Source organism: Aeromonas sp. s5, assembly GCF_040907865.1.
Classification (GTDB): domain Bacteria; phylum Pseudomonadota; class Gammaproteobacteria; order Enterobacterales; family Aeromonadaceae; genus Aeromonas; species Aeromonas dhakensis.
This window is the reverse complement of record NZ_JBFOCO010000027.1, coordinates 48635-57337: the sequence shown is the minus strand read 5'-3', so window position 1 is coordinate 57337 and position 8703 is coordinate 48635. Positions and strand designations below refer to the sequence as shown.

Annotated in this window: 10 protein-coding genes; 9 read left to right on the top strand and 1 reads right to left on the bottom strand. The window is 60.6% G+C overall.

Annotated features, from left to right (window positions below; translation table 11 throughout):
- Positions 1-11: 11 nt before the first annotated feature.
- Complete coding sequence (locus AB5Y94_RS16300) at positions 12-566, top strand: N-acetyltransferase family protein (RefSeq protein WP_368206183.1); 555 nt, start codon at positions 12-14, stop codon at positions 564-566.
- A gap of 82 nt (positions 567-648) precedes the next feature.
- Entirely contained in the window at positions 649-831 is a 183-nt protein-coding gene (locus tag AB5Y94_RS16295; RefSeq protein ID WP_368206168.1) for a DUF5363 family protein, read from the top strand.
- On the opposite strand, the gene tppF is transcribed toward AB5Y94_RS16295, so the two are convergent.
- Positions 800-1417 (bottom strand): type IVa pilus pseudopilin TppF, encoded by a 618-nt coding sequence (gene tppF / locus AB5Y94_RS16290; RefSeq protein ID WP_017765765.1) that lies wholly within the window; start codon positions 1415-1417, stop codon positions 800-802. The two genes, AB5Y94_RS16295 and tppF, sit on opposite strands and share 32 nt — an antisense overlap.
- A gap of 38 nt (positions 1418-1455) precedes the next feature.
- Here tppF and AB5Y94_RS16285 point away from each other — a divergent pair, with 38 nt between their 5' ends.
- The 7 genes from AB5Y94_RS16285 to deoD all read left to right on the top strand — a co-directional run bounded on the left by AB5Y94_RS16285 (position 1456) and on the right by deoD (position 8650).
- Positions 1456-2244 carry a TatD family hydrolase gene (locus AB5Y94_RS16285; RefSeq protein WP_368206167.1) on the top strand — a complete coding sequence of 263 codons (789 nt, stop codon included), beginning with the start codon at positions 1456-1458 and terminating at the stop codon, positions 2242-2244.
- Positions 2245-2457: 213 nt separating this feature from the next.
- Positions 2458-3732 carry a NupC/NupG family nucleoside CNT transporter gene (locus AB5Y94_RS16280; RefSeq protein WP_010636138.1) on the top strand — a complete coding sequence of 425 codons (1275 nt, stop codon included), beginning with the start codon at positions 2458-2460 and terminating at the stop codon, positions 3730-3732.
- A gap of 124 nt (positions 3733-3856) precedes the next feature.
- Positions 3857-4027 (top strand): XapX domain-containing protein, encoded by a 171-nt coding sequence (locus AB5Y94_RS16275; RefSeq protein WP_005305103.1) that lies wholly within the window; start codon positions 3857-3859, stop codon positions 4025-4027.
- Between the two features lie 390 nt (positions 4028-4417).
- A complete protein-coding gene (gene deoC, locus AB5Y94_RS16270) occupies positions 4418-5191 on the top strand; it encodes a deoxyribose-phosphate aldolase (RefSeq protein ID WP_368206166.1) in 774 nt (257 codons plus the stop codon).
- A gap of 110 nt (positions 5192-5301) precedes the next feature.
- On the top strand, positions 5302-6633 hold the full coding sequence (gene deoA / locus AB5Y94_RS16265; RefSeq protein WP_010636140.1) for a thymidine phosphorylase: 1332 nt from the start codon (positions 5302-5304) through the stop codon (positions 6631-6633).
- Between the two features lie 14 nt (positions 6634-6647).
- The gene (locus AB5Y94_RS16260) at positions 6648-7856 is read left to right on the top strand and encodes a phosphopentomutase (protein WP_010636141.1); all 1209 of its coding nucleotides are present in this window, start codon (positions 6648-6650) and stop codon (positions 7854-7856) included.
- A 77-nt stretch (positions 7857-7933) separates the two neighbouring features.
- Complete coding sequence (deoD, locus tag AB5Y94_RS16255; protein ID WP_005305092.1) at positions 7934-8650, top strand: purine-nucleoside phosphorylase; 717 nt, start codon at positions 7934-7936, stop codon at positions 8648-8650.
- Positions 8651-8703: the final 53 nt, after the last annotated feature.

The window sequence follows — 8703 nt, the reverse complement described above, 5'->3', positions numbered from 1 at the left end:
GTCGTTTTTTTATGGCCGTGGCTCGGCGCAACCACCAGGCAGGGAGAGCGAGGGTGATGATTCGTTTGGCGAGTGTGGAGGATGCGGCGGCGCTGGATCACTTCTTTGGGCAACTGGACAGGGAGACCCGCTTCATGCTGTATGAGGCGGGGGAGCGCCCCTCGGACATCGAGGGGCAGCGCCAGCGGCTCGAGGCCATGGTGGCAGCCCCCAATCAGGCCATGTGGCTGCTGGTGCTGGCCGGGGAGGTGCAGGGCTTTGCCGTACTCATCGGCGGTGGCCTGGCGCGCAACCGCCATTGCGCCCTGGTGGTGATGGGGCTGCGGTCGAGTGCACGCGGGTTGGGATGGGGTGAGCGGTTACTGCGCACTCTGATCGCGGCCGCCGGCGAGCTAGGGATCCAGCGGCTGGAGCTGGGGGTGATGGCCCACAACGAGGTGGCGCACGCCCTCTATCGCAAGTGCGGCTTCCGGGACGAGGGGTTGCGGCGACAGGCCTATCGGCTGGACGACGTCTACGTGGACGAAATCAGCATGGGGTTGCTGCTGTCGCCCGGGGCGCCATGATGCGGCGGGCCCGGTTTGCTCTTGGCGGCGAGCGGGTATATGACGGAGCAACCGTCGACTTGATGAAGAGGGGAACGCGCGGATGAAAGGTATCTTGTTACGCTGGCTGGCTCGCTACGATGGCTGGTGCGAGGAGTGGGGGCTCACGCCGGAGAACCGGCGCTGCTGCGTGCCGGTGCGCCGGGAACAGGATGAGGCGCCGCAGGCAGAGCAGCAAGCCGAGTCGGATCTGCTCACTGGAAATTGCGGGTCACGGCACCAGTGACGCTGTTGTAGTCGAAGGAGAGACCGTCGGGAGAGGCGGGGAAGCGGCCGATGGAGTCGCGCAGGGTGTAGCGGCAGTTGCTGTGCGGCTCTCCCTCTTCATCTATCTGGTTGGCGGTCAGTTCGCTGGACAGGTAGTCGGCGTTGAGTTGCTGATCGGGATCCTGATCGACCGAGGCGACGGTGTAGCTGCTGTCCAGCAGTCCCTGAAACAGCAGACGGCAGTCTGACTGGTTGCTCACCGAGATGTAGTCGCCCTGACCTGCGACATAGGGTTCGTCGATCCCCTTGCGCCCCTGATCTTCGTCCGTGCCGGCGGGCCAGCCATAGCGGTTGATGTCGAGATTGCGTTGCCCCATGCTGCCGAGATTGTAGAGCGCCTGATCCTGCGCCTTGACCGCCCAGCCGGCATGAGCCAGCTGGACTGCGCTGGCAAAGCTGGCCGCCGTTGCCGCGACCGTGCTCTTGAGTGCGTCATCCTTGAGATTGATGAAGCGGGGCAGGGCGGTCACGGCCAGGATCCCCAGCACTATGATGACCAGCACCAGTTCTATCAGGGTAAAGCCGTGGCTTGTGCGTTTCATCATGATATGGACCCATTAATTACGACAAACAGGTGAGTGACATGCAATTGATCGACACCCATTGCCATCTCGATTTTCCGGTCTTCGATTCCGAGCGGGCGGCGCTGCTGGCCGAGTGCCGTCAGCTGGGGGTGGGCGAGTATATCATTCCTGCGGTGGGAGAGGAAAACTGGGGCCGGGTGATGGCGCTGGCGGCGGAACATGACGGCATCTCCTATGCCCTTGGCGTGCACCCCTGGTATGTGGGTGGTCAGACGCCGGCGGTGCTGACCCGGTTGCAACAACGGCTGGTGGAGCGCCCCCGCGGGCTGGTGGCGGTGGGCGAATGCGGGCTGGACCTGCGCTCCCACGTGCCGCAGGAGGGACAGCTCGAGATGTTCGAGGCCCAGATCGAACTGGCCAAGGAGCATGAGCTGCCCCTTATTGTCCATTCGGTGCGTGCCAACGACACGGTGGCCAAGATCCTCAGACGTCTGCGCCCGGCCTGCGGGGGCGTCATCCACGCCTTCAGCGGCTCCCTGCAGCAGGCAGAAGCGTTCTGGCAATTGGGATTTCGGCTCGGCATCGGCGGGGTCATCAGCTTTGAGCGGGCCAACAAAACCCGGGAGGCGGTGCGCGACATGCCGCTGGAGGCTCTGCTGCTGGAAACGGACGCCCCCGACATGCCGCTGCAGGGTCAGCAAGGGGCGCCCAACACCCCTGCCAATCTGCCAATCATTGCGCAACTGTTGGCCGATTTGCGGCAGCAACCGCTGGCACATGTTGCCTTGGTGTTACATGAATCCACTCTGCGTACCTTCCAGTTGGGCAAGTCGAAAATTAACACCTGATTAACTGTTGCTAGCGACATGATAAAAAATGGGGGGAGTAAAAATCGTTTGCGGTCTAATTTGACGACCTCTAGCGCATTTCATGCTTATAAAATGTGACCAGCGTTCTACTTTGTCGCACCGTAATTAGTATAATGCGCACCCTTGATTGATGGCTTTGAGATACAAGTTGTTAACAAGCTGGAAGGTGCTACTAAAGAGGAAGTGTAAATAATGAATCTAATAATGGGTCTGGTAGGGATGGCAACGCTCGTCCTTATCGCGGTGCTGTTCTCCAGCAATCGCAAAGCAATAAGAGTGCGCACCGTTGCCGGTGCCTTTGCAATCCAAGCTGGCCTGGGTGCCTTCGTGCTGTACGTCCCGGTTGGTCGTGACATCCTGGTAGGTGTATCCGATGCTGTTTCCAGCGTCATCGGTTATGGCCAGAACGGCATCGAATTCCTGTTCGGTGGTCTGGTCAGCAACAAGATGTTCGAAGTGTTCGGTGGTGGCGGCTTCATCTTCGCCTTCCGCGTACTGCCGGTCATCATCTTCTTCTCCTCCCTGATCGCCGTTCTCTATTACCTGGGCATCATGCAGTGGGTCATCAAACTGCTGGGTGGTGGCCTGCAGAAAGTACTGGGCACTTCCCGTACCGAATCCCTCTCCGCCACTGCCAACATCTTCGTGGGTCAGACTGAAGCGCCGCTGGTTGTGCGTCCCTTCATCTCCAAGATGACCGACTCCGAGCTGTTCGCCGTCATGTGTGGTGGCTTGGCATCTGTTGCCGGCTCCGTACTGGCCGGTTACGCCTCCATGGGCGTCAAGATGGAATACCTGATTGCCGCCTCCTTCATGGCTGCCCCGGGTGGTCTGCTGTTCGCCAAGCTGCTGGTGCCGGAAACCGAGACCCCGAGCTACGACGAGAGCAATGCCGATGGCGATCTGGAAGACAAGCCTGCCAACGTGATCGATGCCGCCGCCGCCGGTGCCTCTGCCGGTCTGCAACTGGCCCTGAACGTCGGCGCCATGCTGCTGGCCTTCATCGGTCTGATCGCCATGATCAACGGCATCTTCTCCGGTGTGGGTGGCTGGTTCGGTTATCCGCAGCTCTCCCTGGAACTGCTGCTGGGCTGGATCTTCTCCCCGCTGGCCTTCCTGATCGGTGTGCCCTGGAGTGAAGCCGTCGTTGCCGGTTCCTTCATCGGCCAGAAGCTGGTGGTCAACGAGTTCGTGGCCTACCTGAACTTCGCCCCGTACCTGAAGGATGAAGTGCTGATCAATGGCGTGGCCATGTCTGACCACACCAAGGCCATTATCTCCTTCGCCCTGTGCGGTTTCGCCAACCTGTCCTCCGTTGCCATCCTGCTGGGTGGTCTGGGCTCCATGGCACCGAACCGTCGCGGCACCATTGCGAAATTTGGTCTGAAAGCCGTACTGGCCGGCTCTCTGTCCAACCTGATGTCTGCGACCATCGCAGGCTTCTTCCTGGCGCTGTCCAGCATGTAATGTCAGCCTGACTGACAGCTATAACCACGAACGCCACGGCATCTGCCGTGGCGTTCGTGTATGGAGCGGTGACAACCGTTTTCCTTTCTAAACTAATAATAAAATGAGTCAAATCGGAGGTTATATGAATGAAGTGCTATTGGCGATGGCAGCCGGCTTTATCGTTGGCTTGTTGTTTTCTTTCCTCAAATTGCCGATCCCGGCCCCGCCCGTACTGTCCGGGGTGATGGGGATCGTTGGAGTCTACCTGGGGGGCCTGGCATACTCCTGGATACTTACCCGTTTCTTCTCTTAACGCACTTTCCAGTACCGGATTTGCCAGATGTGAGGTACCTCTGAAAATGGCAAATCCGGCTTGCAAACAAGGGGTATCTCGGCTGAAATAGGCATTGCCAGCAGGGTGCTGGCATTGACTAATGCCCGATGAAATCGGGTGTTGGCGGTCAAATGGAATTGATTGGGAAGTCGGGTCAGACCTTGTCTGCCTTTCTCAAGTCTTCATGGAACCAAGTCCGCACTTTTGTAAGAAAGTGACAGGGCTCTTGCCTTATTTGCAGCCTATTGCCCGTGCAGTTGCGCTGCAATTCCATTCCCGTTTTTCCGGGAGTCGCGTCTTGCCGGTTGCGTTGCGACAGGCAGCACCATGCCCTGGAATTCGGACTACATCGAGACTTTGGAGAACAGAATGACTGATCTGAAACTGGCCGCCCAGCGCGCCCTGAATCTGATGGACCTGACCACCCTGAACGATGACGACACCGATCAGAAGGTGATCGACCTGTGCCGCAAGGCCAAGTCTCCGGCCGGCCTGACTGCCGCCGTCTGCATCTACCCCCGTTTCATCCCCATCGCTCGCAAGACCCTGCGTGAGATCGGCGCTGCCGACGTGCGCATTGCGACCGTGACCAACTTCCCGCACGGCAACGACGACATCGAGATCGCCGTGGCCGAAACCCGCGCCGCCGTGGCCTACGGTGCCGACGAAGTGGACGTGGTGTTCCCGTATCGCGCCTTCATGGCCGGCAATGAACAGGTCGGCTTCGATCTGGTCAAAGCTTGTAAGGAAGCCTGTGGCGCCAACGTAATGCTGAAAGTGATCATCGAGACCGGCGAGCTGAAAGAGGAAGCGCTGATCCGTCGCGCCTCCGAAATCTCCATCGACGCCGGTGCCGACTTCATCAAGACCTCTACCGGCAAGGTGCCGGTCAATGCGACCCCGGAAGCGGCACGCATCATGATGGAAGTGATCAAGGCCAAGAACCCGAAAGTCGGCTTCAAGCCAGCCGGTGGCGTGAAAGACGCCGCCGTGGCGGGCCAGTACCTGGCCATGGCCGAAGAGATCCTGGGCAAGGACTGGGTATCCGCCCGCACCTTCCGCTTTGGTGCATCCAGCCTGCTGGCCAGCCTGCTGGCCACGCTGGGGCATGGCGACAAGCCGGCCAACACCAGCGGTTACTAATAGGTTGATGAGAGGGCGGACCGCTGTCCGCCCTGTTGCGCCCCACCCGTGTGGGGTGCGGGCAAGGATTCAGACTTGTGTAACGCCAGCAATGGCGGAGGGAATGAAAGATGTTTTTGCCTCAAGAAATCATTCGCAAGAAGCGCAACGGTGAAGCGCTCAGTACCCAAGAGATTCAATTCTTCGTTCAGGGCATTACCAACAACACCATCGGCGAGGGCCAGATTGCGGCACTGGCGATGGCGGTCTACTTCAAAGACATGACCATGGATGAGCGGGTTGCCCTGACCTGCGCCATGCGCGATTCCGGCATGGTGCTGACCTGGGACCACCTCAATCTGGGCGGCCCCATCGTCGACAAACACTCCACCGGCGGTGTGGGTGACGTCGTCTCCCTGATGCTTGGCCCCATGGTCGCTGCCTGTGGCGGTTTCGTGCCGATGATCTCCGGCCGTGGCCTGGGCCACACCGGCGGTACCCTGGACAAGCTGGATGCCATTCCCGGCTACCAGACCTCGGTCGACAACGACCGTTTCCTGAAAGTGGTGAAAGAGGCCGGTGTCGCCATCATCGGCCAGACCGGCGATCTCGCCCCGGCCGACAAGCGTATCTATGCAGTACGCGACATCACCGCTACCGTCGAATCCATCGCCATGATCACCGGCTCCATCCTCTCCAAGAAGCTCGCCTCCGGGCTGGAAGCGTTGGTGATGGACGTGAAAGTGGGCTCCGGTGCCTTCATGCCGACCTTTGAAGCATCCGAGGAGCTGGCCAAGAGCATAGTTGCGGTGGCCAACGGTGCCGGCTGCCGTACTTCAGCGCTCTTGACCGACATGAACCAGGTGCTGGCCTCCAGCGCCGGCAACGCGGTGGAAGTGCGCGAAGCGGTGCGCTACCTGACCGGTGAATACCGCAACCCGCGCATCCATGCCGTCACCATGGCGCTGTGCGCCGAGATGCTGATCTCCGCCGGTCTGGCCAGCGACGACAGCGATGCCCGCCGCAAACTGCAGGCGGTGCTGGACAACGGCAAGGCGGCCGAGATCTTCGGTCGCATGGTGACCGGCCTCGGTGGCCCGAGCGACTTCATGGAGCGCTACGATCATCACCTGCCCAAAGCCGCCATTGTGCGCCCCGTCTATGCCGCCAACAGCGGTTTCGTGACCGCCATGGACACCCGCGAACTGGGTCTGGCCGTGGTCGCCATGGGCGGTGGCCGTCGCGCTGCCGGTGACAAGCTTGATTATGCCGTCGGTCTGACCGACTTTATCCGCCTGGGTCAAAGCGTCGAGGCAGACAAGCCGCTCGCCCTGATCCACGCTCAAACTGAAGAGCAATTTGCTCAGGCCGCCAGCATGGTGCAGGCTGCCGTCAAGATCGGTGATACCCAACCGGAGGCGCTGCCCGAGGTTTACCGTCGCATCGGTCTGGCTGATTTGTAACAAGGGGAAGTCCCATGAAACGTACCTTTATTCTGATGATGGACTCTTTCGGCATTGGCGCAGCCGCCGACGCCGACAAGTTCGGCGATGTGGGCGCCAATACCCTTGGCCATATCGCCAAGGCCTGTGCCGCCGGCGAACTGGAGGGGCGTGGCGCCCTCAATCTGCCGAACCTCAGCAAGCTGGGTCTGGGCCACGCGGGTGAACTCGCCAGCGGCACCTTCCCGGCCGGCCTGAACAAGGACGTCGAGGTAGTCGGTGCCTACGGCTTTGCCCAGGAGCTCTCCTCCGGCAAGGACACCCCGTCCGGTCACTGGGAAATTGCCGGCGTGCCCGTGCTGTTCGAGTGGGGCTACTTCAAGGATCACCACAACAGTTTCCCGCAGGAGCTGCTGGATGCCATCGTCGAGAAGGCAGGTCTGCCCGGGTATCTGGGCAACTGCCACGCCTCCGGTACCCAGGTGCTGGATGATCTGGGCGAAGAGCACATGCGCACCGGCAAGCCGATCCTCTACACCTCCGCCGACTCCGTGTTCCAGATCGCCTGCCACGAAGAGACCTACGGCCTCGAGAAGCTCTATGAGCTGTGCCACATCGTGCGCGAGCTGCTGGAGCCCTACAACATCGGCCGCGTCATCGCGCGTCCGTTTGTGGGCAGCGGCAAGGGCAACTTCAAGCGCACCGGCAACCGCCACGACTACTCCGTGCTGCCGCCGGCACCGACCGTGCTGGACTACATGAAGGAAGCGGGCGGCCAGGTGGTTTCCATCGGCAAGATCGCCGACATCTATGCCCAGCAGGGCATCACCAAGCAGGTGAAGGGCACGGGTCTGACCGAGCTGTGGGACAGAACCCTGGAAGAGGTGAAAGCGGCCGGTGACCAGACCATCGTCTTCACCAACTTCGTCGACTTCGACTCCTCCTACGGTCACCGTCGCGACGTGAAGGGCTACGCCGATGCGCTGGAGTACTTCGACTCCCGCCTGCCGGAGCTGTTCGAGCTGATGCAGGATGGCGACGTGGTGGTGCTGACCGCCGACCACGGCTGTGACCCGACCTGGAGCGGCACCGACCACACCCGCGAGTACATCCCGGTGCTGTTCTACGGCAAGCCGGTCAAGGCCGGTTCCGTCGGTCGTCGCGAGACCTTTGCCGACATCGGCCAGAGCATCGCGGCGTACCACGGTCTGCCCAAACTGGCGTACGGTACCAGCTTCCTGTAAGTTACCCGCCCGTCGCCTCGGCGGCGGGCAACCAATAAAGACAATAAAACTCAACCTAGTGTGAAGGAATCAAGAGAATGGCAACTCCTCATATCAATGCGAAAGATGGCGCCTTTGCTGACACCGTGCTGATGCCGGGCGACCCCCTGCGCGCCAAGTACATCGCCGAAACCTTCCTGGAGAACGTCGAACAGGTGTGCGACGTGCGCAACATGTTCGGTTTCACCGGCACCTACAAGGGTCGTCGCATCTCCATCATGGGCCACGGCATGGGCATCCCGTCCTGCTCCATCTATGCAAAAGAGCTGATCACCGATTACGGCGTGAAGACCCTGATCCGCGTTGGCTCCTGCGGTGCCGTGCGTGAAGACGTGAAGCTGCGTGACGTGGTGATCGGCATGGGTGCCTGCACCGACTCCAAGGTGAACCGTCTGCGCTTCAAGGATCACGACTTCGCCGCCATCGCCGACTTCGATCTGGTTGCCAATGCCGTACAGGCCGCCAAGAACAAGGGCGTTGCCGTGCGCGTCGGTAACATCTTCTCCGCCGACCTGTTCTACACCCCGGACCCCTCCATGTTCGACGTCATGGAAAAATACGGCATCCTGGGTGTCGAGATGGAAGCCGCCGGCATCTACGGTGTGGCCGCAGAGTACGGTGCTCGCGCACTGACCATTTGCACCGTCTCCGACCATATCCGTACCGGTGAGCAGACCACCTCTGAAGAGCGTCAGCTGACCTTCAACGACATGATCGAAATCGCGCTGGATTCCGTCCTGCTGGGCGACAACTAATCCCCTTCGCGCATGAATAATGAAAACGGCGGCCCTCGGGCCGCCGTTTTGCA

Excerpts from the sequence above, each read along its gene's own strand:
- tppF (WP_017765765.1), bottom strand. The coding sequence starts at position 1,417 with ATGATGAAACGCACAAGCCACGGCTTTACCCTGATAGAACTGGTGCTG.
- AB5Y94_RS16285 (WP_368206167.1), top strand. The coding sequence starts at position 1,456 with ATGCAATTGATCGACACCCATTGCCATCTCGATTTTCCGGTCTTCGAT.
- deoD (WP_005305092.1), top strand. The coding sequence starts at position 7,934 with ATGGCAACTCCTCATATCAATGCGAAAGATGGCGCCTTTGCTGACACC.
- AB5Y94_RS16295 (WP_368206168.1), top strand. The coding sequence starts at position 649 with ATGAAAGGTATCTTGTTACGCTGGCTGGCTCGCTACGATGGCTGGTGC.
- AB5Y94_RS16300 (WP_368206183.1), top strand. The coding sequence starts at position 12 with ATGGCCGTGGCTCGGCGCAACCACCAGGCAGGGAGAGCGAGGGTGATG.
- deoC (WP_368206166.1), top strand. The coding sequence starts at position 4,418 with ATGACTGATCTGAAACTGGCCGCCCAGCGCGCCCTGAATCTGATGGAC.
- AB5Y94_RS16280 (WP_010636138.1), top strand. The coding sequence starts at position 2,458 with ATGAATCTAATAATGGGTCTGGTAGGGATGGCAACGCTCGTCCTTATC.
- deoA (WP_010636140.1), top strand. The coding sequence starts at position 5,302 with ATGTTTTTGCCTCAAGAAATCATTCGCAAGAAGCGCAACGGTGAAGCG.
- AB5Y94_RS16260 (WP_010636141.1), top strand. The coding sequence starts at position 6,648 with ATGAAACGTACCTTTATTCTGATGATGGACTCTTTCGGCATTGGCGCA.
- AB5Y94_RS16275 (WP_005305103.1), top strand. The coding sequence starts at position 3,857 with ATGAATGAAGTGCTATTGGCGATGGCAGCCGGCTTTATCGTTGGCTTG.